Source organism: Acidimicrobiia bacterium (genome assembly GCA_012959995.1).
Classification (GTDB): Bacteria; Actinomycetota; Acidimicrobiia; order Acidimicrobiales; family MedAcidi-G1; genus MedAcidi-G2B.
The window spans coordinates 146,142-171,483 of record DUCC01000034.1 but is presented as its reverse complement, the minus strand read 5'-3'; the positions used below and the strand labels follow the sequence as shown (position 1 = coordinate 171,483).

Here is a 25,342-nt window from a genome sequence, read left to right as displayed (position 1 = left end):
GGCCGTCTCCTAAACGATGACGATCAAAATCCCGGCGAGTACCGTAGCGGCAGCAAACAATATCGCTGCGTAGCTTTGGACCTTCCCGGATTGAATTTTACGAAGTTCTCCGCCAGCCTCAGAAGCAAGACGCCCCGAGGTATTAACGGCACCGTCAACTAACAATTGGTCAATTTTGTCGTAGACAAACTGACCAGACACCACCGCAGTTTCGCCGACTTTGTCGACAGTGCGGTCAATGACCTGTTGGTTGAAGCGGTAGACGGCACGGGCCAGCGGTCCCTTGGTGCCTCCGGCGATAATGCCGGTGTAGAGATGGTCGAGGTAGTACTTGTTCTCGAGCAGGTTGTGGCCCATTTTGGCCAGCGGCCAACGACTGGTAGGGCCGTTGCTAAGTTCGGTCAGGCTTTGGCCCGAGGCTTGGGCGGCGGCATCCACTTTGACAAAGTAGTACCAGTAAGCGGAGCCCGCACCGGCCATCACCACCAAAGTGGAGAAAATAGCCAGCGACCATGAAGGTGAGGCGTGGCTAATGCCCGGGAAGTAAGCGGCCGCTGGTTCAACGTAATGGCCGAAACGTTCTTGCATTGATTCGGGCACCAGTTGAAAGCCGGAAGGCAGGTTGAATAAACCGGCCACCATGGCCAAACCGGCCAGAATCCACAAAGGCACCACCATGCGGGGGCCAGATTCGTGGAGTTCGCCGTGGCCGCGGAAGTCGCCAAAGAAGGTTAAGTAAATGACTCGGGTCATGTAGGCAGCGGTCAATGCGGCGGTCACCATGCCCATGATCAGCATGCCGGTGTAGGCCCCGTTACCGCCGGTGCCTCCAAAGAGGCCCCAACCGCCGGTGCCGGCCAAGATTTCGTCTTTCGACCAAAAGCCGGCCAACGGAGGCAACCCAGCCAAGGCGATAGAACCGATGACGAAGGTCCGGTAGGTCTGCGGCATGGCTTTACGCATGCCACCCATGTCGGATTTCATGTCGAAACTGTGCACGGCGTGAGCTACCGAACCGGAGCCCAAGAACAAGCAGGCCTTAAAGAAAGCGTGGGTGAACAAGTGGAACACGGCGGCTGTCCAGGCCCCGACGCCCAAAGCCAACACCATGTAACCCAATTGAGAAATGGTGGAGTAGGCCAAAACTTTTTTGATGTCGCGTTGCACGAAAGCCAGCGAAGCACCGACCAAAGTAGTAAGCCCGCCCACTACGGCCATCAGGTTGATGGATGACCCGCCAATGGAGAACCCTTCGAAGAACACGCCGTACAGGCGAGCGATCATGAATACCCCGGCTACCACCATGGTGGCGGCGTGGATGAGGGCCGAAACAGGGGTGGGCCCGGCCATAGCGTCGGGCAACCAGGTGTGTAAGAAAAACTGGCCAGACTTAGACATAACGGCAGCCATAAGGCAGGTCGCCGATACCAACAGAGCGGTGTGCGATAACAGGCCCGAGTTGGCCAGCGTGTTGGTGGTGGCGATAGAGAACGAGCCGAAAGCGTCAGGCAGCGCCGAACCAACGGAGAAGAACAGCACGGTGATGCCTACCAAGAGGCCCATGTCGCCTACCCGGTTGGTTAAGAAAGCTTTCAACGCAGCATCGCTGTTGGGTTTTTCTTCCCACCAGTGGCCAATGAGGGCAAACGAACACACGCCAACAAGTTCCCAAGCCACCAAGAGTTGCAGGGTGTTTTCTGAAATAACCAGGGTCAGCATGGAGGCACTAAACAGCGACAGGAAAGCAAAGTAATGGGTGTAGCGCCTATCGCCGCTGACGTAATCAGTGGAGTAAACGTGCACCAAGAGCGACACTAAGGTCACCACGAAAAGCATCATGACCGCTAAGCCGTCGACCAGAACGCCCACCGATATGGTCATGCCGCCCACCTGGAACCAAGTCACGGTGTTGCTTACGGCCAGCGAAGGATGCTCGGGGGCGTGCCCTTCATCGTGATCGGCAGCCTCGCCGTGGTCGGCCACTATCACCGCTTGAGTTACCTCGTCGCCCTGATAGTTGTCGCGGTGATCCATCCAAGCGGCGCCGGTGAGTACCGCTAAAACAAAAGCGATACCGATAGCCGCCACGCCCAGTTCGGCGCCTTGGCGAGGCATGCGCTTGCCAAAGAACAAAATGCCTACGAAAGACAGGGCAGGTATCAACGGGATTATCCAAGCGTTGCGCAGCAACCACGCTCCGCCTTCGGTGATACCCAAAGGTAAAACGGTTTCTGCAAGCTCAGCGGTAGCCGAAGCGAAGATGAATAGGTCGGTCATAGCATTAACCCTTCATCAGATCGATCTCGGTGAGATCAATGTTTCGTCGGTTGCGGTACAAGAGCAAGATCATGGCTAAGCCCACCCCTACTTCGGCGGCCGCTACGGCGACCACGAAGAGAGCAAATACTTCGCCCGCTATGTTTTCGGTGAAAGCAGCGAAAGAAACCAAGTTGATGTTGACGGCGTTCAGGATCAGCTCAATAGACATGAGCACCATGACCCCGTTGCGGCGAGCCAACACGCCGTACACGCCAATAGCAAAAAGTGCCACAGAAAGCAGAAGGAACTGGTTCAAAAACATGTCAGTCCTTTCTGGCCACCACGATGGCCCCAATTAAAGCCGCCAACAACAACACCGAGGTTGCTTCGAACGGCACGATGTACTGGCTAAAAATACTGTCACTAATTTCGGCGGTCGTGCTGGGTGCGGAACGCAACAACTCGGCGTCGCCGAAGGTATCGATGAGCGCACCGCCCATAACAACTACCAACAAGCCGGCGACCAAAGAAGCCATCAGGCGGGGTTCTTTGTTGCCTTCTTCTTCGGTGCCTAGGGCACCCCGGGTCAACATGATGCCGAACAAAAACAGCACCACGATGGCCCCGATGTAAACCATTATTTGGGTAACGCCCACAAACTCGGCGCCCAACAAAATAAAGATGCCGGCCGCTCCGGCCAACACCAACACCAGGTACAGAGCGGCGTGGACCACGTTGCGGGTGGTGACCAAACGCAAGGCACTAACCAGCATGATGGCCGCCAAAATGGTGAAAGCAATATTTTGCGCCACCACCACTTCGCCGCTCAACAGAGGGTTGAAATCGTTCACTTGGGCCAACAGGTTCACTTGGGCACCTGGGCTTTCTTGGCTTCGCTGCCTGCTTCGTAGTCTTCGAACTCAGGCACCGTTTCCATCCATTTACCTAACTGGTTTTTGTCGTGCAACAAGTTGGCAATTTTTAGTTCGGAATATTCGTATTCGGGGGTCCAGAACAAGGCTTCGAAGGGACACACATCTACGCAAATACCGCAGTACATGCACAACGAGTAGTCAATGTCGAAGCGGTCGAGGGCGTTCTTTTTACGGGGCTTGCCGCCGGGGCGACGGGGTGGCGCTTTGTATTTGTGTCCTTCGATGTAGATACACCAGTCGGGGCATTCACGGGCGCACAGCATGCATGAGGTGCAGTTTTCTTCGTGGAGGGCAATTACCCCACGGGCTCGAGCAGTGGGGGCTTCTTTTACGTGCGGGTATTGCACGGTGTGTGAACCTTTGGTCAAGGTACGCACCATCGTTTTGAAGGTAACCCCGAGGCCCTTGATCATCCCGGGGATTTTGATTTTGGTCGCCATTAGAACATCACCTTCAACACGCCGGTGATCACAATGTTGATCAACGACAATGGGATAAGCACCTTCCAAGCCAACTTTTGCAGTTGGTCCTCACGAAAGCGAGGGTAGGTGAAGCGGAACCAGAATATCAAGAAAGCCACCAGCAGCATTTTGGCGAAAAGCACCGCAGGGCCGATGACGTTAAACAAACCATCGGTGGGGTCTAAGCCCGGCACGTACCAGCCGCCTAAGAACAAGGTGGCGGCCAGGGCCGAGAAAATACCGGCGGTGGCGAATTCGCCAATGAAGAACATCAAGAAACGCAAACCCGAATATTCGGTGAGGTAGCCGGTTACTAACTCTGATTCAGCGACCGGCATGTCGAAAGGAGGCTGGGTGAGTTCTGCTTGGACGGCAATCAAAAAGATCGCAAAACCTAAGAACTGAGTGAAAATAAATGGGTTGCCGATGCCGCCGAAGCCAAATATTTCGCCGGTTGCTTGAGCCAGGACAATATTTTGCACGTTGAGGGTGCCCGCTTGAATAACCACCCCAACCACGGCAAGCACCATGGGAAGTTCGTAAGCAATGAGTTGACCGGTGGCCCGCAATGCGCCCATCAAAGAATATTTAGAGGCCGAAGCCCACCCGGCCATCAAGATGCCGATAACCGAAATGGAAGACACGGCTAAGGCTAAGAAGATGCCGGTGTCCACGTCAATGAACCACAGGTCGGGGCCGGCAGGAATAACCAGCACCAACAAAAAGGTAGAAACCAGCACCACGAAGGGCGCCAGTTTGAAGACCAAACGGTCGGCGGCGCGAGGGATGATGTCTTCTTTTTGCAAGAATTTACCGACCTCGGCCAGCAACTGCATCGACCCGTAAGGGCCGGCTTCCATAGGGCCCAAACGGCTCTGCATGAAGCTCATCATTTTGAACAAGAAGAGGTAAACCAGCGTGCCGGCGGGCAGCAATACGGCAGCCAGGCCGACTAACAAGCGGATAGAGGTTTCTTGCCAGTAAGCCATCTCGGCCAGAATCAGCGTCATCGGTCGATATCTCCGAGGATGAAATACAGGCTGGCCAGAATGGAAACCACGTCGGGCACGTAGACCCCTTTAAGGAGCCACGGGGTAATAGACACGTTGTTAAACGAAGCCGAACGGATCTTGACGCGAAATGGGGTGAGGTCACCTTGAGAAACGATGTAGTAGCCCATAACCCCCAATGGGTTTTCGGTTTCTACGTAAGATTCACCGGCCGGCACTTTGATAATGCGAGGCACTTTGGCCATAACAGGCCCGGCAGGAATGCCATCCAAGATTTGTTCGATCATGGTGCATGATTCGCGTACTTCTTGCAGACGCACCCAGAAACGAGCAAAAGAGTCGCCATCGGGGTGGGTCCAGACTTTCCAGTCCAGTTCGTTGTGCACCAAGCCGATGCCTCCGTCGCGGCGAATGTCCCAATCAACGCCGCTGGAGCGAATGTTGGCGCCCGACAAGCCGTAGGCCAAGCCCACGTCGGCCGGGATAATACCAATGCCGCGGGTACGGGCTTGGAAGATTTCGTTGCCGGCGACCAGGGTTTCGATTTCGTCGCAGAAGTCGCGGATGCGGCCGAGCACGCCTCGGGTTTCTTCGATCCAACCCTTGGGCAGGTCGTCTTTAAGGCCGCCGATGCGGTTGAAGTTGGGGTGAAAACGCCCGCCGGTTACTGCTTCGATTTGGTTGAGAATGAACTCGCGGTCCCGGAAAGCGAAGAACACGGGGGTCACCGCACCGAGTTGCACGCCCATGTCGCCTAAGAACAACACCACGTTGGCGATGCGAGACATTTCGAACAATGCGGTACGTATCCACTGGGCGCGAGGCGGAGCTTCAACTTCCATAAGGTTTTCGGCGGCCTGAATGAACGGCACCTCGTTGGCGAAACTCCCCAACCAGTCGATGCGGTTAATGAGGGCCGTGACCTGCGGGTAGGTGCGTACTTCGGAAAGCTTTTCGTAGCCCCGATGCATGTAACCCATCATGGGGTCGGCCGACATTACTTGTTCACCATCAAGTTTTACAATGATGCGCAGGGTGCCGTGAGTGGCCGGGTGCTGCGGGCCGATGTTGAGGATCATGCCCTCGGTTTCAATTTCTAAATTAACCCGAGCGTCGGCTGCTTGGCCGGCGATGTAGGCCAGCTGCTGGGTGTCGGTGGCCTTGTTCATGAGGCCTCCGTTTCGTCATCGTCTTCGCCAGGCAACGGTTCAACGTCCACCAAGCCGGGCCACGGTTTTACCCGTCGGGCCAGCAGGGGGAAGTCTTTACGCATGGGGTTTCCTTCGAAGGCTCCCGGCAAGTACAGCTTGGTCAAGTTGGGGTGACCGGTGAAGTGCACGCCAAACATTTCGGCGGCTTCGCGTTCGTGCCAGTCGGCGCCGGGGTAAACCGCTATCCAAGAGTCAACAGCGAGTTGTTCATCATCAATGTCTGCTTTGATGTTGATGCCTACGTGGTTCACGGGGTCGTGCAAACGAGCCAGCATTTGAAAACGGGTTTGCCCGCCGGTGATACCCCAGGTCATTTCGCCGGGTTCCACGGGGTCGGGTTGGTCAACTTGGGCGTCCATGTCGCGGCCAAAGGGCGAAGGCAGCCAGTCAATAACCGAAAGGAAGTTGAAGTACTTCATGCCGCACTGGTTGCGCAACACCTGAGCGGTTTCGACCCAAGCCTGGCTGGTTACTCGTACCCAAACGTCGACCCCGGCTTTTACTTCGCTGGCTACCAGGCCGTCGCCTAAGGCTTCGGCCAGGGTGGCTACCAAAGCATCCCGAGCGGCGTCTGCCTCGGGTGCTGCGGTTTCTTCTTCGGTCACGGGCGTATCAGGTGACGACAAGAGGATCACCGTTCCAACGTTCGGTCATGTCTTCTGAGGCGATGCGTTCTTGCAACAAAACGATGCCTTCTAAGAGTGCTTCGGGGCGAGGAGGGCAGCCGGGGACGTAAACATCTACCGGAATAACTTGATCCACGCCTTTGGTTACCGAGTAACTGTCCCAGTAGGGGCCGCCACAGTTAGCGCATGAACCCATGGAGATCACATATTTTGGTTCCGGCATTTGCTCGTAGAGGCGGCGCACTACCGGAGCCATTTTGTCGGTCACCGTGCCGGAGATAACCACCATGTCGGCTTGACGAGGGCTGGCCGGAAACGGGATAACCCCTAAGCGCATCACGTCGTAGCGAGGAGAAGCAAAGGCCGCGCCCATTTCGATAGCGCAGCAAGCCAAACCCCATTGGTAAACCCACAGAGAATACTTGCGGCTCACGTTGAGCAAAGCGGTGAGCGGCTTGGGGAGTTTGCCGTTTTCTACTAAACCCATCGCAGGAGGCCTTTCCGCCAGGCGTAAACCAAACCCAAAGCCAAGATGAAAATGAAGATGGCCATTTCTACCAAGCCGAACACGCCGTAAGTTTCTAGACGGGTGGCCCAAGGGAAAATGAATACCGCTTCCACGTCGAAGAGGACGAACATCAAAGCGAACACGTAGTAGCGAATGTTGGACTGGCTCCACATGTCGCCTTGCGGGTCCACGCCGCTTTCATAGTTGATGCCTTTTTGTTCGGTATCGCGTTGTGGGCGAATCAAACTTGAGAGGCCTAAGAACGCCCCAACTAACAGCACGGCAAGACCCCCAAAGAGGACCAGCGTTAACCAGCTGCGAAGAAAGTCGGACACAGAAACTGAACCTAACGATTGAGAGGGGATAAGGCCAACATCGCACCCCAAGTTACGGGTACGGCAAAGAGGCTAACCGATGAGCGGGCACTCTGAGGGGTTACTGAGAAGAAATTAACCACCTTAGCCACCCACCAAAACAGGGACGGCTTGACGCGCTACATCAAGCAAAATTGATGGCATCAAACCGATGAGCATCACCAGGGCGACTGCCACCGAAATTACCCAGCAGGTAGTGCGATCCACGGTGATCGTTTCGTCGCTCGCAGAGTCATTGAGGTACATGGCCACCACCACCCGAAGGTAAGCAAAAGCAGCGATAGCTGTAGCCAACATGGCGACTGACGCCAACCACCAGGAGCCGGCATCGGCGGCAGCAGCAATAACCCCAAACTTGGCGACGAAGCCAGCGGTAAGCGGCACCCCGGCTTGGGCCAGCAAAAGCACCGTGAAGGCGCCAGCCAACCAGGGTTGGCGTGCCCCTAACCCGTGGTAGGCCTCCAGTTGATGGTTTTGGTCACCGGAACCACCCATCAAGGTGACCACGGCAAAACTACCGATAGCCAACAGGGCGTAGATAGCGAGATAAGAAAAGACTGCGCTGGTGCCGCGTGCGGTGGCCGCTTCGACCCCGATGAGCAAAAACCCGGCGTGCGCTACTGAAGAGTAAGCCAACAAACGCTTGACGTCGGTTTGCAAAGCGGCGCCTAACGAACCGACCAGTACCGAGGCACCGGCCAGCACGGCCATGGCGGGGCGCCAGTCGGCAGAGAACGAACCGAAGGTCGTCACAAAAACGCGGAGCAAAGCAGCGAAGCCGGCAGCTTTTACCCCGGCGGCCATCCAAGCCACTACGGGGCTGGGAGCACCTTGGTACACATCAGGCGTCCAGGCATGAAAGGGGGCAGCCGCTACTTTGAAACCTAGGCCAACTAGCAGCATGGCTAAGCCAGCGAGCAAAAGCCCGTCTTCTACCAAAATGTTTTGAGCCAGCCAAGCGTTGATGTCAGACAGGTTGGTTGACCCCACGGCGCCGTACACCAAGGCGATGCCGTAAAGCAGGAAGGCCGAAGCGAAGGCCCCCAAAATAAAGTACTTGAGCGCCGCTTCTTGCGACTCAATGCGGCGCAAGTGGTAGGCCGCCAACACGTACACCGCGAGAGACAACACTTCGATACCTAGGAACAACACGATGAGGTCGTTGGCTGAAGCCATCACTACCCCACCGGCCGCCGAAAGAAGTAGCAACACATAAAACTCAAGACCGGGGAGGTCTTGGCGTTTCAAATAAGGGTGCGCCAAGAGGGCAGTCGCTAAGACGGTGACCGCCAATATTCCGGTGATAAACAGCGAAGCACCGTCTACACCTACGGCGCCTCCTAAGAAAGACCGTGGACCTTCGTCCATTACTTTTTGCCACAGAGGGACCAACGAAACCAAGGTGGCGAGAGCTGCGGTGATGGTCCAGGCGGGGGCCCAGCAGGCCGGCATCTGACGCTTCAAGGAAGCCACGGTAAGCAAGGTGACGGCGCTTACCGAGAAAAACAGCAGTGGCAACAGCGCCCACCACAGCACCTCAGGGGTAGCGATTTGGTTTATTTGCGCCAACATTACTCGTGCTCCCCTTCATCAGCGTGCTCAACTACCGGAGCCTCACCGAGGTCTACGCCGCCCCGGGTTACTGGTTCGTGAAATCCTTCGACGTGAAGTTCAATATGTTCGATCAACGAATCAACGGCCGGTTCCATGCGTTCGATTACTGGCCGAGGGTAAACCCCCATAAAGATAATAAGAGCCAGCAAGGGGGCCAGCACCATACCTTCACGCAGGGTCAGGTCGGGCATTTCGGCGTTGTCGCCGGTCGCCGGACCATGGAACACTCGTTGGTAGGCCCACAGTAAATAAAGGGCCGCCAAAATCACTCCAGCGGTCGCCACCATGGCCCACCAACGGTGAGCGGTAAAGGTACCCAGCAAGATTAAGAACTCGCCCACGAAACCGTTGAGGCCCGGCAAACCAATGGACGACAACATGACCACAGTAAATACGGCGGCCAAAATAGGCGCTGACCTTTGCAAGCCGCCCAGTTCACTGATTTGACGGGTGTGGCGACGTTCGTAGATCATGCCCACCAACAAAAACAGGGCACTGGTTGACACCCCGTGGTTGACCATTTGCAGCAAGCCACCTTCGATGCCTTCGGTGTTGAGGGCGAAGGTACCCAAGATGATGAAACCAAGGTGGGCCACTGAGGAGTACGCCACCAAGCGTTTGAGGTCGCCTTGCATGGCGGCCACCACAGCACCATAAATAATGCCCACCACCCCGAGGGTCAAAAACACCGGGGCAAAGTAATGCGAGGCCTCCGGAAACAAGTACAAACCGAAACGCAAAAACCCGTAAGTACCGAGTTTCAACATGACCCCGGCCAAGATGACCGACCCAGCGGTAGGGGCTTCAGTGTGGGCATCAGGCAGCCAAGTATGGAGGGGAAAGATCGGCACCTTGACGGCGAAGGCCAAAGCGAAAGCTAAGAAAATCCAGCGAGCGGTGCCGGTGGCCAGGCTTTGGGCTTCGGCAATCTCGATCAGGTTGAAAGTTAATGGGCCGCCGGTGGCGTCGGCATGCAAAAAGGCCAAAGCCACAATGCCCACCAGCATGAGCGCTGAGCCGGCCATGGTGTAGAGAAAGAATTTGGTGGCGGCGTAGGTGCGGTTGCCGTGGCCCCAACGGCCGATGAGGAAGTACATGGGCACCAGCACCACTTCGAAACAGATGAAGAACATCACCAAGTCGAGGCTGAGGAACACCCCCATGACCCCGCCTTCTAACACCAAAAGCCAGCCGTACCAGGCCCGGTTGTCGTGGGCCGGGTCGGTGGCCAGCAGAGCGATAGGAAACAATACCCCGGTGAGCACCACCAAAAAGAGCGAGATGCCGTCGATACCAAACGACCAAGAGATGCCCAGATCGGCTATCCAGGTTTGGTTGCTTAAAAATTGGAACCCATCAGCACCGTGCTGGGTGTCGAAAGCGTAAAGCACCCAAAAGCTCATCCCCATTACCGCTACCGAGGTCAGCACGGCCACCAGTTTGAATAGTTCGGGGCGCTGGCGAGGTAACACCATGACCAGCAATGCTCCGGCAAAAGGCACCAAAAGAAGGGCCGGAAGTACCGGGAAGGTCACTGCGCTAGCCGAGGCCAATAAGGAAAAAGACATTAGATACCTGACCTCATGAAGAACCAAAGCAGAAGCAGCACTGCCCCTACCCCGATGCCGGCGGCGTAGGTGCGCACCAGACCGTTTTGAAAGCGGCGAACTCCTTGCGCCAAGCGTTGCACCAAGCGGCCGGTGCCGTTGACAGCGCCGTCAACCACCCGTTGGTCGAAACCGGCTGTGGCTTCGAAGCCGGCGGTTCCGGGGCCACCCATAAAGTCACTGACCCGGCGATCTACTTGCCAAGCCTCGGCCAAAATGGGGCGCTCAAACATGGTGTAGTCCACTTTGCGTTTTTGGTAAGCGGCAATAGCCAAGGTGATGCCAGCGATACCGCCAGCGATGGCCACCAAAGCCAATATCCACATGGTGCTGGTCGCTACCGAGAGGTGTACTTCGTTGCCAAACAGGGAGGGCTCCAACCAGTGCTCGAGGCGTTTAAGTGATGGCGAGAACGGGAGCTGCATAACCCCGGCGGTGGCGGCCGCTACCGCCAGCACCACCAACGGCAAGGTCATGGTCCATGGTGATTCGTGGGCATGATATTCGTTGCGCTGGGCTACTTCTACCGGCAAGTGGTCGGCTACTTCAGTGGTATCGGGGGCGGCGGCCAAAGCAAGTTCGGGCACCGCTGGGCGGTCGGCGGCTTGGCGTACTATTTGTTGATGGGCTTCCACTGCTTCGGCGTGGGCAACCTCGGCGGCCGCTAACCCTCGTTCGGCTTCTACTACTTTTTGGTCGGCCGTCACTACGGCGTCTTCGGCGGCCAACACTGCCGCGGCCAGCGCTTCAGGGTCGGCGGGTTCTTGGCCTTCAAGGGGTTCTGCGGTGGCTACTGCTTGGGCCTCGGTTAGCGCCATGCGGGCCGCTTCGGCGGCGGTTACCGCTGCTTCAACGGCGGTACGGGCTTTGTCTGTATCTGCGCCAACCGTGTCGATGGCTTCGGTGGCGGCAGTTAAACGTGCCTCCCAAGCGGTGGCAATTTCTTCTGGCCGGACGTCGCCAAAGCGGTAACGGCCAAAGAAGGTCAAGATGACTTGGCGGGTCATGTAGAAGGCGGTCAAAATGGCGGTAACAAAACCTACCGCCCAAAGCGCTGGGGATTCATTCCAGGCAAACAACAAGATTTCGTCTTTAGACCAAAACCCAGAAAATGGGGGCACGCCCGCTATGGCCAGCCAGCCCACGATGAAGGTGGCGCTGGTAATGGGCAGCAACCGGCGTAGCCCGCCGTAGTGGCGCATATCTTGATGGCCGTCCATACCGTGAATGACCGAACCGGAACCCAAGAAAAGCAGCGCCTTGAAAAAAGCGTGGGTGATCATGTGGAATACCGCGGCCACATAGGCCCCGGTACCCACCGCTAAAAACATGTAACCAAGTTGGCTCACCGTGGAGTACGCCAACACTTTTTTAATGTCGGTTTGGGCCACGGCGATGGTGGCGGCAAACAGTGCGGTGCCGACCCCGACCCAGGCAATAAGGGTAGGGAGCCAGTCGGCGGCATCGGCGATGATGGGGTTAATACGGGTCAGGAGGTAGATGCCTGAAGTGACCATGGTGGCGGCGTGGATGAGTGCCGACACGGGGGTGGGGCCGGCCATAGCGTCGGGCAGCCAGAGGTAAAGCGGAAACTGTGCCGATTTGCCGATGGCGCCAATGAAGAGCATCACGGCAATCAGGGTGGCCGTGGACTGTAAAAGTTGGCCCGAAGCGGTGGCGTCGAGCACCTCGGCGTAGTTGACGGTTCCGAAGGTGAAAAAGGTGGCGAAGATGGCCACCATGAAACCCCAGTCGCCGATGCGGTTGGTAACAAACGCTTTTTTCCCGGCCGAGGCGTTGGCTTCGTTATCGAACCAAAAAGAGATCAGCAGGTAAGAACACGCTCCGACGCCTTCCCAGCCCAGGAAAGTCAACAACATGTTGTTGCCCAGCACCAGCATCAGCATGGAAAAAGCAAACAGATTGAGGTAGGTGAAGAACTTGTTGTAGTCCTGGTCGCCGTGCATGTAGCCAATGGAGTACAGGTGGATGAGTGCCCCCACCCCGGTGATGAACAGGCACATGGTGATGGATAAAGGGTCCACCAAGAAACCTACGTCAACCGAAAAATCGCCGGCCGGTACCCAAGCGAACAGGGTGGTTACTGAGCGGCGGTCATGTACCGAAAGGGAGGTCAGTTCGAGAAACACCCCCAAGGTGGCAGCGAACGAACCAGCTATGGCGGCGGTAGCTACCCAGCCTGCTTTGGGTTCTCCTAAGCGTCGGCCGAAGACCATTAAGAAAAGAAACCCGGCCAGGGGAAAAGCGGGAATTAGCCAAACTAGGTCAAGCATGTTCCTAGCCTCCTAATACCGAGAGATCGTCCACGGTGGTACCGGGACGGCGGCGGGTTATGGCCACGATGATTGCTAAACCGACGACCACTTCGGCGGCGGCTACTACCAGCACAAAGAACACTGATACTTGCCCGCCCAGGTCGCCGAGGGCGGCGCCAAAGGCCACCAAGGTGAGGGTGACGGCGTTGAGCATGAGTTCAACGCACATGAACATAACTAGTGGGTTGCGGCGGGTTAAAACGCCGACCGTGCCCAAAGCAAAGAGCACCGCTCCCAAAACCAAGTACCAGGTGGTGGTGACCTCCATTAGTTCTCCTCGGTTTCTTGATCGTCGGCCACGGCGATAGCTACGCCGGGTAGAGATTGCAGGGGCCCGCTAATGCGGCGGGCCAGCACTACTGCTCCCACAATGGCCACCGTCAACAGAAGTGCGGTGAGTTCTACGGCAAAAACGTGGTTGGTAAAAAGTGCTTCGCCTAAAAGACGGGTGTTAGTTTCGGCGTTGCCGAGTACCGCGGTGGTCCCGGCGTCTCCGGTGGGGCCGTTTACGGCGATCAACAAGGTGGTCAAGGTGAGGCCCAGCAAAGAGGCTCCGATGACGGCCGCCATGGGGCGTTGGCCGGCGATGGGTTCGATACCTAGATCGTCGGCTCGGTCGACGCCCAGCAACATGATGACGAAGAGAAACAAAATGACGATGGCTCCGGCGTACACCACTACTTGAACGGCGGCCAAAAAGGTGGCGTCTAACAAGATGAAGAGTACGGCGATGCCGAAAAGGGTTTCTACGAGAAACAAGGCGGCGTGTATCGGGTTGCGGGCCAACAGCACGCCGACGGCCCCTGACAGGACCACCACGGCGCTAATGAGAAAAACTGCAGCGTCCATTAGTTTTCTTTCTCGCTGCGTTGGCCGGTTTCGGGGGCACGAATGCCGTAGCCCAGTTCGCCGGTCCAAGCCACCAAACCGGTGTGTTCAGCGGATCCGCTAGGTGAGGTAGCGCGCATCCAGCCTGAGGTGTCTTGGTCTTCTCCGGGTCGCCAGTCTTCCCACGGCAAGTGCTGGGGTTGGCCGGTTGCGGCGTCGACCATCAGTTCGTCTTTGGTATAGACGGCGTCGGTGCGGTTGGTGAACGAAAACTCGAAGAGTTTTGTTTCGGTAATGGCTTGGGTGGGGCAGGCTTCAACACACAGGTCGCAATGAATGCAACGCAGGTAGTTGATTTCGTAGACAAAGCCGTAGCGCTCCCCCGGCGAGACCGGGTGATCGGGCGGGTTATCGGCGCCTCGCACGTAAATGCAGTTGGCGGGGCATACCCCGGCGCAGAGTTCGCAGCCGATGCATTTTTCCATGCCGTCTTCGTAACGGTTGAGTACGTGGCGGCCGTGCAGGCGGGCTGGTTTGTCGCGTTTTTGTTCGGGGTAGGGCACGGTGACCCGTTTTTCCCAAAGTTTTTTAAAGGTAATGGCGAAGCCTTGGAAGTACCCCATTAGTTCACTCCTTCAAAGTCTTGGCCAGCTCGGTCCAGTGTGGCTTTGCGTATGGCACCGGTGAGAGCAAAATAGCCCAGCACCCCAACCACCATGCCGGTTCCGACCACAGCCCAGGTGGGCCAGCCTCGGTCGCCGCCGATGTTTAAGGCGGCAATCAGCAGGAACCAACCTAAGGCGGCGGGGATCAGCATTTTCCAGCCGAGGTCCATGAGTTGGTCGTAGCGAAAACGAGGCAGGGTGGCACGAAGCCACACGAAGGTGAAGAGGAAGACCCCTACTTTGGCAAAGAACCAGAGCGGTGGCCAGAGCCAAGCTATTGATTCGATGAGGATCGGGCCGTTGGGTCCGCCTAAGAACAGGGTTACCGCGATGGCCGACATGGTGATGACGTTCATAAATTCGGCCAAGAAAAACAGGGCGAAACGTAGTGAACTGTATTCGGTGTGAAAACCACCTACCAGTTCTTGTTCGGCTTCTACCAAGTCAAAGGGTGGGCGGTTGAGTTCGGCGGTGCCGGCCAGCAAGAAGATAATAAAGGGCACGATCCCGGTGGTCACGGCGTTCCAGTTCCAGGTGGCTTGGTCGGCCACGATGCCGTTGGTAGACAGGGTGCCGCTCATCAAAAATACCGTGGCCATGGCGAGGCCCAAGGCGGCTTCGTAGCTGATCATTTGTGCCGAGGCTCGTACCGCACCCAGCAGTGGGTATTTAGAGCCCGAGGCCCAGCCGGCCAACATGACGCCGTAAACGGCGATTGATGACATGGCTAAGAAAAAGAGGATGCCTACCGGTGGGTCGGCTACTTGAAGCAAGGTTTGGTGACCGAACCAGGTCACCACCCCGCCGGCGTCGTTGCGGAAGTCTCCCCCAATGGGCACGACAGCGAAAACCAAAAAGGCCGGCACTAAGGAGAGATAGGGGGCCAGTTTGAAAACAAACCGGTCGGCTCGTTCGGGGATCAAATCTTCCTTAAAGAACAACTTGATGCCGTCGGCCAGGGTTTGCAAAATGCCCCACGGTCCGGCCACGTCGGGGCCGATACGGTTTTGCATGTCGCTGATGAGCTTGCGTTCAAACCAAACCATAAGCATGACGGAGATCAGCAAGAAGGTGAAAGCAATTCCCGCTTTGAGCAGCACGATGAGCACGATGGTCAGGTCAATGTCACCGCTGAGCAGTGGGTCAAGGGCCAGCAGATTCATTTGGGCACCACCGTAAGGTCGGTTACTGGCACCGAGGAATCGATGAACTCGGTGGCGGTGGCTCCGGCTTGGTTGAAGCCAAGGTGGACCGTGCCCTTGGCTACTCGAGGGTCGATGCCGACGGTAACGGCCATCGTGCCTCGCGGGCCGGTGGTCTCAACGCTTTGGCCGGCTTCGATGCCTAAAGCGGCAAAGTCGGTGGGTTCAAAAGCGAGGCAAGTGGTAGGAGCCAAACCAGACAGTGAGCGACTGTGGGCGGTGAACACCCCTTGGTCGTACATCGAGCGAGAGACCACCAAACGGAAAGAATACGCATCGTGGCGGGCTACCTCGGTGGGTTCAGGACGATAAAGGGCCAGAGCACCGGTGGCCAAGGCTCCTTGGAGCGGGTCGGCGGCCAGTTGTTCGGTGAGGCCGGTGTGGGCCGCTGATACTTCGGTTATTTCTTGCCATATTTTTTCAGGACTGGTGAAGCCCAGGTCGGTGCCTAACCGCTCGGCTAAGTCCACGGCGATCATCCAATCGGGGCGGGCGGTTCCCGGTGGGGTCACTTGGCGAGAAACTGGGCTGACTCGTCCTTCGAGGTTGGTGAAGGTGCCGTTTACTTCGGTAGGGCCGGCGGCGGGAAGTACCAGATCGGCTTGGGCCACGGTGGCCGTGTCAAAGAGGTCTAAGGCAATCACCGTGCCGGCTTTTTCTAAGGCTCGCCGGGCCAGGTCTCCGTCGGGCACATCGGCCAGAAGGTCGGCCCCTAACAGAATTAAGACGTCGACTTGGCCGTCGGCGGCGGCTTCGAGAGTCTTTTGTGTGGAACGTCCGGTTTCTTTGGGCAGACCGGGCCAGGCTTGAGCCAGGTTGGTGCGGCCTGCTACCAGGGTGGTGCGGCCCGGCAATAGACCGGGGGCCAGACCCATATCGATGGCGCCGTGTACGTTGGAGCGGCGCAACAGCGAGAGGTAACGAACCTCAGGCAAGCGGTCGTGGAGCGCCAGAGCAGCGTCCATAACTGGGCCTTCGGCTTCGGCTAAAGATGCTCGGCCCAACAACACGGTGACCGTGTCGGCGGCCTGCAGTAAGGCTCCGGCGGCTTGTGCGGTTTCGGGGGTGATGCCGCCGCTGGGGGCCACGCCGCCTTCACCGAACATGGCCCGAATCGCTTCGGCGGCTTCGCCGGGGCGTACCCGTAGCGAATGCGCGGCGTAAGGGGTGAGGCCGGTGGCTCGGGGGGTGAGTTCTATGAGGGTCACCCCGTCGTGAACCACGGCGTGACGCAGGCGCAGATAAAGGGCGCCCAGTTCTTCTTTGGGGTCGGGGCCCATTAAGACCACCGTGCCTCCGGGAGTGCAGGCCTGATCAATGGTGGCTCGGGGCAGGCCCAGCATGAAGTGTGCAGGGAGGCCGTCGCAGAGTTGCGCGTCCACGTGGTCGGTGCCTAACACGCCTTTGGCCAATTTGGCCCAGGCGTATTGCGATTCGTTGGTTAAGCGTGCGCCGCCGATTACCGCAAGACGGTCGGGGTCGGTGTTGGCGAGTAGTTCGGCGGCGGCTTCGAGGGCGTGGTCCCATGAGGTGGGTTCTTGGTTGCCGGTTTCGCCGTTACGCATCAGGGGGGTGACGAGACGTTCGGGGTGTTCGTAGGCCTCGAAGATGAAGCGTTCTTTGTCGGATAACCAGCCCCAGTTGACGGCGTCGGAATCTACGCCTTGCAAGCGAAGCACCTGGCCGCGTGAAGATTCAATAGAGATGCGACTGCCAACGGAGTCCACCATGGAGGTTGATTCGGTTTCGTTGAGGTCCCAGGGGCGGGCTTTGAAGCGGTAGGGCTTGGCCGTTAATGCGCCGACGGGGCAAATTTGTACGGTGTTGCCGCTGAAGTATGAGCTAAAGGGTTCTTCGGGGAAGGTGTTGACTTCGGTTTGGGCGCCCCGGCCTTGGAAGTGGATGAGTTGGTCACCTGCGACATCGCCGGCGAAACGGGTACAACGGTCGCACAAAATGCACCGTTCGCGGTCCATGAACACATTTTCGTTGAGGGGAATTGGTTTTTCGTAGCGGCGTTTTTCTTCTACGAAGCGGCTTTCGCCGGGGCCGTACGCCATGGTTTGGTCTTGGAGGGGGCATTCGCCGCCTTTGTCGCAAACCGGGCAATCCAAGGGGTGGTTGATAAGCAGGAATTCCAGCACGCCGTCTTGGGCTTTGGCTACGGTTTCTGATTCGGTGTCGACCACCATGTTGGGGGTGCAGGTCACCATGCAGGAGGGTTGTAGGGCTGAGCCGCGTCCGGTATCGACTTCGACGAGGCACATGCGGCACATGCCGACCGGCTTGAGGCGGGTGTGGTGGCAGAAGCGTGGGATTTCTGTGCCCATGCGTTCGGCGGCGTCGATAAGGAGTTCGCCGGGGTGGGCCAGCACCGTTTCGCCATTGAGGGTGATTTCTACCCCGGGGGAGGTTTCGTCGCTCATACGTCCTCCGGGGTGGGGGCGGCGCTGACGGCAATGCTGTCGCGCAAGGTGATGAGTGCTTCGAATTCGGGGCGGAAACGGCGTAGGGCTGAAGAAATAGGAGCCACCGATGAGGGCCCGAGTGGGCAGATGGTGGTTTGTTTGGGCGGGAAGGGCACTGCTTCGAGGTCTTGGTCAGCGAAGGAGGCCACTGGGTAGGGTCCGGGGCTGATGTTGTCGCCGATGTCTTCTAACAAGTCGAGGTCGCTGGGGCGGCCTTGGCCTTCGTAGATGCGGCGTAAGACTTTTTCTTCCCAGGTGGTGCCTTCTCGACACGGTGCGCATTTGCCGCAGGATTCCCGAGCGTAGAAGCGCACCAGGCGTAGGCAGGCTTTAACGGCGTCGGTGGTGTGGTCCATGACCACGATGGCGCCGGAACCCAGCATGGAGCCGGCGGCTCCTACGGGGCGGGCTTCGAGGGGGAGGTCGAGGTGTTCTTCAAAAAACCAGGGGGCTGACCCGCCGCCCGGGATGAACGCTTTGAGGTCGTTTCCGTTGCGTATGCCTTGGCAGAAATTATCGCCGTAGAACAGGTCACGAAAGGTGGTGACTCCTTGTTCTACTTCGTATACGCCGGGCCGGTTGACGTGGCCCGAGACGGCGAAGAGCCGGGTCCCGGGGGAGGTTTCGGAGCCCATGGTTTTGTAGGCCTCGGCTCCGTTGTCCATGATCCAAGGCAGGTTGGCCAAGGTTTCTACATTGTTGACAATGGTTGGTTGGCCGTAGAGGCCGATGGCCGCCGGAAAGTACGGGGGCTTGAGGCGGGGCATGCCGCGGTTGCCTTCCAGGCTTTCGATGAGGGCTGTTTCTTCGCCCACGATGTAAGCGCCGGCTCCCCAGTGCAACACGATGTCCACGGAAAAATCGGTGCCCATGATGTTGCGGCCTACTCGGCCGTCGGCGTAGGCCTCGTTGAGGGCGGTGGCGATGCGTTCTTGGGCTAAAGCCATTTCGCCGCGTACGTAGAGAAAGCATTGGGAGAGGCCCAGGGCGTAGCAGGCGATGAGGCAGCCTTCGATGAGTTGGTGGGGGTCGCGTTCCATCAGGAGACGGTCTTTGTAGGTGCCGGGTTCGCTTTCGTCGCCGTTGACCACCAGGTAGCGGGGCCATACGCCTTCGGGACAGAATCCCCATTTGACTCCAGCGGGGAAACCTGCGCCGCCGCGGCCTAGCAGTACGGCGTCTCGTACTTCGCGGTGTACGTCTGCGGGGGGGCGAGCGAGTGCTTTTTTGAGCCCGTCGTAGCCGCCGGTGGCCAGCGAACGTTCGAGGGTGAACGAGTCTTCGAGGGCGAAGCGGCCGGTGATGAGCTTGGGGCCTTCGTTGTTTATGAAACCGGCGGCGAAAGCGGGGGCCTCGGCGGTCATGCGTTTTCCCCCGTTTCGGTAGGCATCCAGCCGGGGGCTTGGGCGGCTTCTTCGGGGGCCACGATGCCCGCTTTACGGTCGGCGGGTATGTGTTGCAGGGTGCGAGACAGTGTGCCGTGGTCGGGGATTTCTCCTCGGTCGCCTTGTTGGCCTTTTTCCATGGGACTGCGGCCGGCTCGTAATTCGGCCACTACTTCGCTGAAGGTTTCGGGGGTGGCCCGGTGGAAGTACCGGTAGTTGACGGTGAAGCAAGGGGCTTCGGTGCAGGCAGCCACGCATTCCACGTCTTCTAGGGTAAATAATCCGTCGTCGGAGGTTTGCCCGTCGGTGATCCCCAGGGCGGTTTCGGCGTGTTCGAGGAGTTCTTCGCCGCCCAGTAGTTGGCAAGAGATGTTGGTGCAGACGTTCACTAGGTAGCGACCTACCGGGTGGAATTTGAACATTTCGTAGAAGCTGCCGGTGCCGAGGACTTCGGCGGCAGTGGCACCAGTGAGTTCTGCTATTTGGGTCATGGCGTCGTTGGTGATCCACCCCTCTTGTTCTTGGGCAAGGTGCAGAAGGGGAATAATGGCCGAGCGGGCCCGGGGGTAGTGGCTGATGATTTCGTGGGCTCGACGAGCATTGAGTTCGGTGAAGTGGCTCATTAGCGGTCCACCTCGCCCATGATGGGGTCTACCGAAGAAATTACGGCTACCCCGTCGGCGATGAGCCCGCCTTCCATCAGGTGGGGCAGGGTTTGTAAATTTACAAAACTGGGGCCACGGATGTGCATGCGGTAGGGCTTGGGGGTGCCGTCGGAAACGATGTAGCAGCCCAACTCGCCGCGGGGGCTTTCTACCGCTACGTACGCTTCGCCTTCGGGCACATGAAAACCTTCGGTGAAGATTTTGAAGTGATGGATGAGTGCTTCCATTGATTCGTCAATGCGTACACGGGGTGGGGGGGTTACTTTTTTGTTTTGTACCCGGTAGTCGCCTTCGGGCATGAGGTCGAGTATTTGTTCGATGATGCGCAGCGATTCGCGTATTTCGTTTTGGCGGATGGCGTAACGGTCGAAGCAGTCACCCCAGGTGCCGACTACTACGTCGAAGTCCACTTGGTCGTAGAACATGTAGGGGGCGTGACGGCGGAGGTCCCAGGAGTAGCCGGTGGAACGCAAGATGGGTCCGGTGGCCGAAAGTGCTAGCGCTTCTGCCGGGTTGAGTACCCCGACGCCTTGGAGCCGTTCTTGAAAGATGGGCTGGTTGGTGAGCAGGGTGTCGTATTCTTTGAGGCGGGCGGGCAGCATGTCGAGGAGTTCTCGTACGTCTTGGCGCCATCCGTCGTGTAGGTCGGCCGCTACCCCGCCGGGGCGAATGTAGTTGTGGTTCATGCGCAGGCCGGTAACTTTTTCGAAGAAGCGCAGTATTTCTTCTCGTTCGCGCCACCCGTAAATCATCATGGAAACGGCGCCTAAGTCCATGCCGTTGGTGGCTTGGAATAGCAGGTGCGATGACACTCGGTTGAGTTCGCACATCAGCATTCGTATCCAAGTGGCGCGGGCCGGTACTTCGATACCTAAGAGTTTTTCTACGGTCAGCGAGAAGGCCAGTTCAGAAAAAAGCGGGGCGGCGTAGTCCATGCGGGTCACGTTGGTGGGCCCCTGCAGGTAGGTCAGGCCTTCGGCGGTTTTTTCCATGCCGGTATGCAGGTAGCCGATGACCGGCTTGGAGCGCATGACCGTTTCGCCTTCCATTTCCAGCATGAGGCGCAGTACCCCGTGGGTTGAGGGGTGTTGGGGGCCCATGTTGAGGATCATGCGGTGATCGTCTTCGGGGTTTTCTGGGTCGCCGGTTAGGGCTTCGGCGTCGTTTTCGTTCATGCGTAGTACGGCGCTTTGTTCGCGGCGGTGTACTCGTTCGGGGTCACCGAGGGCCAAGGTGAGGTCGTCGGCGGTCATCAATTTCCTACCGTGGTGGAGAACTGCACGGGGATATCGCCCACGGCGTGGTCTTTGCGCAGGGGGTGCCCTTCCCAGTCGTCGGGCATCAAGATGCGGGAGTGGTCGGGGTGGTCGGTGAAGGTTACGCCGAAGAGGTCCCAGGCTTCGCGTTCCATGGCTTCGGTGCCGGGGAATAGATCAAACAACGATGGCACGGTGGGTTGGTTGTTGCCGGCTTGTACTCGGAGGCGAATGCGGGTGCTTTGTTGGTGGTTGATGAGCGCCACCACTACTTCGAAGCGTTGGGGGGTTACGGCGGCCGGCAAGTCGGTGCGCCCGGGGTGGGTCAGGTAGTCCACGACAGTTAAATCGATAACCATGCAAAATCCATCTTGCTGGAGGACTGTGACCGTTTCGATGAGTTGGTCGGGGGCGGGGTGAAGCACGGTTTGGCCAAAGGATTCAGTGACCGGTACCCCGTAGGCCACCGGTCCAAGGTCAACTTCTTCAACGGTTTCTTGGTCGGTTTCTTCTGGGGGAGCGGTGTTTTCTTCGGTCATGCTCCCTCCTTTTCGCCCAGTTCTACCGACTGGTTTGCGGTGGGGGCGAGGGGGGCGAGGTCGATGGCTGCGCCGCCTTGGTTGGCGTCACGGCGGCGGGTTAGTTCGCCATTTTGAATGTTTTCGTGCAGGGTCAAGATGGCGTGCATGAGGGTTTCGGGGCCGGGAGGGCAACCGGGGGCGTAGACGTCGACTGGTACTATTTGGTCGACTCCTTGCACAATGGCGTAGTTGTTAAACATGCCGCCGCTGGAGGCACATACCCCCATGGAGATCACCCATTTGGGTTCCATCATTTGGTCATAAATTTGCCGCAGCACGGGGGCCATTTTTTGTGAGACACGACCGGCCACGATCATCAAGTCGGCTTGGCGAGGAGAGGCCCGAAAAACCTCCATGCCGTAGCGAGCCAGGTCGTAGTGGGCGGCACCGGTGGCCATCATTTCAAGAGCGCAGCAGGCCAAGCCGAAAGTGGCGGGCCAACAGCTGCGAGCCCGTGACCATTTGACGAGGTCTTCGATGCGAGCGGTAACGAAGTTGTGGTCGAGGCCTTCGAGGCCGTCGTTGGCGATGTTCTGGGTGTTGCCCAAAATGGGGAGTTGAGGCATTAGGTCAGCTCGTTTTCGTTAAAGCGGCCTTCGGTGCCTACGACTCGAATGCCGGCTTCCGCCGAGTTGGTCCGGCGAATGGTTGATTCCACGGTGCGCCCGGCCGAAATCAGCCCAGTGGGGCTTTCAGCAAAGCGCTGTCGACGGACGGGGCCCCATTCCAATGCTCCGTTGCCTATGAGGTAGATAAAAGATTCAAATACGGCGGCCGAAAAAATGACTACCGATATGAGACCAAAGAGGCCGATTTGGCGGTGGGCTATGGCCCAGGGGTAGAAGAAGATGATCTCTATGTCGAACACGATGAAGATCATGGCCACCAAAAAGAAACGCACGGGGAAGCGTTCGGGGGCTTCTTTTTCTGGGATGATGCCACATTCGTAGGGGGCAAGTTTTTTGTCGTTGGGGCTGCGGGGCGCCAACAATTTGGAGGCCACGAAACTCAAGGCGGCAAAGAGGGTCGCCAAGGTGCCTAAAGCGATGATGGGTAAGTATTGACCAATCATCTCAACACCTGCGAGGCGGCGACTGCGGGGGCGGTCACCTGGTCAGTTCCCGTTTTTTTCGAACTCCTCACGACGGGCCATAACCTCTTTGTCCCGTACGTGGAGCCAATAACACAGTGCGATAAAGATAAACAATGAGCCCAAGGCAACCAAAGCGGGGCGCAAACGCACCGAACCGAGGTCACGAACCATGATCACGGAGACCACTGATTTGGCTTCGTCAATCACCGGGCGGGTGGGGGTTTCCCCGGGGGCCACGGTGACGTGAACAACTTCTTGCAACTGCACCACCGTGTAGCGCACGGGGTGCGTAAGTCGAGCCGAACTGGTTATCCAGTGGGTGATGCGGTCAAGACGGTTGGGGTTTTCTTGCAGGGTGGGTTTGCCACCCATGGTGTAGGTGTCCAACATTTTAAAATCAGCGCTTGAGGTGAACCCCATGGAGGGGTGGTTCAATATGTCGGCTATTGCTTGGGCTTGCGCATCGCCGGCTTGGGTGGTGGCTAACAAATGCCAGTCGTTGAAGTCGTTAAACCCGGCGGCGTCGGTCACGTTGGGCGCCACGGTAGCCAATTCTGAGTGGGTGATAGTTTCGTTGCGGAGTTGGCGTGAGGCCTGCAAGGCGGCCAACTCGGCGTCGGAAAGGTCCGGGTTGTCGGCGGCGGAAGGCAGGGTGGCGAATTCGGCCATGGCGGTGGCGTCGCCGGATTCTAAGACCAACTCGTAGCCGCTTTTGAGGTCTTCAAGGTTGGGGAGCAAACGGGCTTCCAAAAGTGCGCTTTGGCCGAGGTCGCCCACGTTGATGTCAATCACTTGCCAGGAGGGGCTTTCACCTTTCCAGCCCGAACCGTACATCCACCAGGTGACGGCCAAAATAGTCATCCAGCCGAAGAAGGCGGCGAAAGAGATCAAGGTGCCGACCCGAATGCCGGTGTTGGTTGACAGGATCAACCAAATGGAACCCATGAAGGTGGCTACCCCGGTGGCGACCACTAAGGCGCCGGCAATGGTTGGGTCCCAGGCGATGCCGCCCAAAATAAGTAGGGCGCTCATCGGAGGCTCCTCTCGTAAGCCACTATGGCAGCGGCTTGTTCACGGGTCAGCAGTTGGCTGTAGTTAACGGATTTACCGGTTTCTTTGTCGAGCAGGTCGTCGTCGACCCGGCCTCCAAAGCCCGGCATGATGCCGGTGCCGCTGCGGGCGTTGCCGTAGCCCACGCCTACTTCAGAGCCAGAAAGCACGAAGTCGGTTTGGCCATCGGCGGTGGGGAAATGCGCTTCTACGCCAGAGAGGCTGGGGCCTACGTGGCCGGCGCCGGGTTGCCATCCGGTGAGTAGTCCGCCTTCGCTAAGGCCCGGCCACTCGGCTAAAAGGGCGTCGGTGCTGTCGGCGTTGGTGGCTCCGTAGGAGAACCCGGGTGTGTGGCAGCGTGCACAACTGTTGGCGCCTTGGGCGGCCGGGTTATTGAAGAGAAGTTCGCCGTAAGCCAAGTAATTGTCGCTTGACGGGTCAACCGCATCTTCGAGCCAAGCAGCTACGGCAGCGTCGATGTCGTCGGCGTCTATGGCGGCTGCTGCATCCATCATCACGATGTTGCGAACGCCGGTTTCTATGCCGGAGGCGATTTCTGCGGTGGCTTCGTCTTGGTCAAGTTGAATAGACCGCAGATAGACCACCAGTTGGTGAATTTGTTGTTCGGTCAGTGGGCCACCACCGGGAAGGCCCCAAGCGGGCATGGGGGTGCCGGGCCGGCCGTAGTTCAAAATGAACTCGACTTCGGATTCGTCGTAGCGGGAAAGCACGGTGGTTAGGGCCGGGGCTTTCCAGTCCACTTGGGCGACGAATCCGCCGTCGCTGTCTACCAGGGTGAAGGCCGCTACACCGCCTACGCCGCCGGGGCCGTGACAGCTTGAGCAGGCGCTTTCAAATTCTTGTCCGCCGCGGCTTTCGAAGCGACGTACCCAGGTTTCGGCTGCGTTTTCTTGGCGGGCCGGTTCCATGAGCCAGTACAAGGGCAGGATCATTGATACGGCGGCCAGGGTTACCAGCGACCAGCCGAGGTGAGAGTCCAAACGGCGGGTTTCGAGTTCGTCGTCGTCGTAGTGGGGGACGCGGTTGGCGGCGGTGTCTATTTCTGATCCGAGTTCTTGCTTGCCAATGCGGAAGCTGAAGAGCAGGTAGACGGCAAAGCCCACCACCACGATGGTGGCGAGGACCCAACCTATGGATCGTTGGGTGCTGGCGGCGAGGATAAGTGAAGTCATGTGGTTCTCGAGGTT

The 25,342-nt window shown here is 58.1% G+C and carries 24 protein-coding genes and 1 pseudogene; all 25 read right to left on the bottom strand.

Annotation, left to right across the window (positions count from 1 at the left end; genetic code table 11):
* Positions 1-9: 9 nt before the first annotated feature.
* Positions 10-2,277 (bottom strand): NADH-quinone oxidoreductase subunit L, encoded by a 2,268-nt coding sequence (locus tag EYQ49_09775; GenBank protein HIG26156.1) that lies wholly within the window; start codon positions 2,275-2,277, stop codon positions 10-12.
* A 4-nt stretch (positions 2,278-2,281) separates the two neighbouring features.
* The gene (gene nuoK, locus EYQ49_09770; protein HIG26155.1) at positions 2,282-2,581 is read right to left on the bottom strand and encodes an NADH-quinone oxidoreductase subunit NuoK; all 300 of its coding nucleotides are present in this window, start codon (positions 2,579-2,581) and stop codon (positions 2,282-2,284) included.
* 1 nt (position 2,582) lies between these two features.
* Positions 2,583-3,128 carry an NADH-quinone oxidoreductase subunit J gene (locus tag EYQ49_09765; protein ID HIG26154.1) on the bottom strand — a complete coding sequence of 182 codons (546 nt, stop codon included), beginning with the start codon at positions 3,126-3,128 and terminating at the stop codon, positions 2,583-2,585.
* Positions 3,125-3,634, bottom strand: a complete 510-nt coding sequence (locus EYQ49_09760) for a 4Fe-4S dicluster domain-containing protein (GenBank protein ID HIG26153.1) — start codon at positions 3,632-3,634, stop codon at positions 3,125-3,127. Before EYQ49_09760 ends, EYQ49_09765 begins: the two co-directional genes overlap by 4 nt.
* Positions 3,634-4,665: an NADH-quinone oxidoreductase subunit NuoH gene (gene nuoH / locus EYQ49_09755; protein HIG26152.1), complete on the bottom strand. Its 1,032-nt coding sequence runs from the start codon at positions 4,663-4,665 to the stop codon at positions 3,634-3,636. Before nuoH (EYQ49_09755) ends, EYQ49_09760 begins: the two co-directional genes overlap by 1 nt.
* The gene (locus tag EYQ49_09750) at positions 4,662-5,834 is read right to left on the bottom strand and encodes an NADH-quinone oxidoreductase subunit D (GenBank protein ID HIG26151.1); all 1,173 of its coding nucleotides are present in this window, start codon (positions 5,832-5,834) and stop codon (positions 4,662-4,664) included. Before EYQ49_09750 ends, nuoH (EYQ49_09755) begins: the two co-directional genes overlap by 4 nt.
* Positions 5,831-6,511 (bottom strand): NADH-quinone oxidoreductase subunit C, encoded by a 681-nt coding sequence (locus EYQ49_09745; protein HIG26150.1) that lies wholly within the window; start codon positions 6,509-6,511, stop codon positions 5,831-5,833. The genes EYQ49_09750 and EYQ49_09745 overlap by 4 nt, the downstream gene beginning before the upstream one ends.
* Positions 6,489-6,989, bottom strand: a complete 501-nt coding sequence (locus EYQ49_09740; GenBank protein HIG26149.1) for an NADH-quinone oxidoreductase subunit B — start codon at positions 6,987-6,989, stop codon at positions 6,489-6,491. The genes EYQ49_09745 and EYQ49_09740 overlap by 23 nt, the downstream gene beginning before the upstream one ends.
* The gene (locus tag EYQ49_09735) at positions 6,980-7,345 is read right to left on the bottom strand and encodes an NADH-quinone oxidoreductase subunit A (GenBank protein HIG26148.1); all 366 of its coding nucleotides are present in this window, start codon (positions 7,343-7,345) and stop codon (positions 6,980-6,982) included. The genes EYQ49_09740 and EYQ49_09735 overlap by 10 nt, the downstream gene beginning before the upstream one ends.
* A 123-nt stretch (positions 7,346-7,468) precedes the next feature.
* Positions 7,469-8,956, bottom strand: coding sequence for an NADH-quinone oxidoreductase subunit N (locus EYQ49_09730; GenBank protein ID HIG26147.1), 1,488 nt, complete (start codon positions 8,954-8,956; stop codon positions 7,469-7,471).
* A complete protein-coding gene (locus EYQ49_09725) occupies positions 8,956-10,566 on the bottom strand; it encodes an NADH-quinone oxidoreductase subunit M (GenBank protein ID HIG26146.1) in 1,611 nt (536 codons plus the stop codon). Before EYQ49_09725 ends, EYQ49_09730 begins: the two co-directional genes overlap by 1 nt.
* Before the next feature lie 998 nt (positions 10,567-11,564).
* A pseudogene (gene nuoL / locus EYQ49_09720) lies at positions 11,565-12,899 on the bottom strand (NADH-quinone oxidoreductase subunit L).
* Positions 12,900-12,903: 4 nt separating this feature from the next.
* On the bottom strand, positions 12,904-13,209 hold the full coding sequence (gene nuoK / locus EYQ49_09715) for an NADH-quinone oxidoreductase subunit NuoK (GenBank protein ID HIG26145.1): 306 nt from the start codon (positions 13,207-13,209) through the stop codon (positions 12,904-12,906).
* Positions 13,209-13,790 (bottom strand): NADH-quinone oxidoreductase subunit J, encoded by a 582-nt coding sequence (locus EYQ49_09710; protein HIG26144.1) that lies wholly within the window; start codon positions 13,788-13,790, stop codon positions 13,209-13,211. Before EYQ49_09710 ends, nuoK (EYQ49_09715) begins: the two co-directional genes overlap by 1 nt.
* Positions 13,790-14,392 (bottom strand): NADH-quinone oxidoreductase subunit NuoI, encoded by a 603-nt coding sequence (nuoI, locus tag EYQ49_09705; protein ID HIG26143.1) that lies wholly within the window; start codon positions 14,390-14,392, stop codon positions 13,790-13,792. Before nuoI ends, EYQ49_09710 begins: the two co-directional genes overlap by 1 nt.
* Positions 14,392-15,597, bottom strand: coding sequence for an NADH-quinone oxidoreductase subunit NuoH (nuoH, locus tag EYQ49_09700; GenBank protein ID HIG26142.1), 1,206 nt, complete (start codon positions 15,595-15,597; stop codon positions 14,392-14,394). The genes nuoI and nuoH (EYQ49_09700) overlap by 1 nt, the downstream gene beginning before the upstream one ends.
* Positions 15,594-18,062: an NADH-quinone oxidoreductase subunit NuoG gene (gene nuoG, locus EYQ49_09695; GenBank protein HIG26141.1), complete on the bottom strand. Its 2,469-nt coding sequence runs from the start codon at positions 18,060-18,062 to the stop codon at positions 15,594-15,596. Before nuoG ends, nuoH (EYQ49_09700) begins: the two co-directional genes overlap by 4 nt.
* Positions 18,059-19,468 (bottom strand): NADH-quinone oxidoreductase subunit NuoF, encoded by a 1,410-nt coding sequence (gene nuoF / locus EYQ49_09690; GenBank protein ID HIG26140.1) that lies wholly within the window; start codon positions 19,466-19,468, stop codon positions 18,059-18,061. Before nuoF ends, nuoG begins: the two co-directional genes overlap by 4 nt.
* Positions 19,465-20,112 carry an NAD(P)H-dependent oxidoreductase subunit E gene (locus tag EYQ49_09685; GenBank protein HIG26139.1) on the bottom strand — a complete coding sequence of 216 codons (648 nt, stop codon included), beginning with the start codon at positions 20,110-20,112 and terminating at the stop codon, positions 19,465-19,467. Before EYQ49_09685 ends, nuoF begins: the two co-directional genes overlap by 4 nt.
* Positions 20,112-21,407 (bottom strand): NADH-quinone oxidoreductase subunit D, encoded by a 1,296-nt coding sequence (locus EYQ49_09680; GenBank protein ID HIG26138.1) that lies wholly within the window; start codon positions 21,405-21,407, stop codon positions 20,112-20,114. The genes EYQ49_09685 and EYQ49_09680 overlap by 1 nt, the downstream gene beginning before the upstream one ends.
* On the bottom strand, positions 21,407-21,949 hold the full coding sequence (locus EYQ49_09675) for an NADH-quinone oxidoreductase subunit C (protein ID HIG26137.1): 543 nt from the start codon (positions 21,947-21,949) through the stop codon (positions 21,407-21,409). Before EYQ49_09675 ends, EYQ49_09680 begins: the two co-directional genes overlap by 1 nt.
* Positions 21,946-22,557: an NADH-quinone oxidoreductase subunit B gene (locus EYQ49_09670; protein HIG26136.1), complete on the bottom strand. Its 612-nt coding sequence runs from the start codon at positions 22,555-22,557 to the stop codon at positions 21,946-21,948. Before EYQ49_09670 ends, EYQ49_09675 begins: the two co-directional genes overlap by 4 nt.
* Positions 22,557-23,063, bottom strand: a complete 507-nt coding sequence (locus EYQ49_09665; GenBank protein ID HIG26135.1) for an NADH-ubiquinone/plastoquinone oxidoreductase chain 3 — start codon at positions 23,061-23,063, stop codon at positions 22,557-22,559. Before EYQ49_09665 ends, EYQ49_09670 begins: the two co-directional genes overlap by 1 nt.
* Before the next feature lie 42 nt (positions 23,064-23,105).
* Entirely contained in the window at positions 23,106-24,116 is a 1,011-nt protein-coding gene (locus EYQ49_09660) for a hypothetical protein (protein ID HIG26134.1), read from the bottom strand.
* On the bottom strand, positions 24,113-25,327 hold the full coding sequence (locus EYQ49_09655) for a hypothetical protein (GenBank protein HIG26133.1): 1,215 nt from the start codon (positions 25,325-25,327) through the stop codon (positions 24,113-24,115). The genes EYQ49_09660 and EYQ49_09655 overlap by 4 nt, the downstream gene beginning before the upstream one ends.
* Between the last annotated feature and the right edge of the window lie 15 nt (positions 25,328-25,342).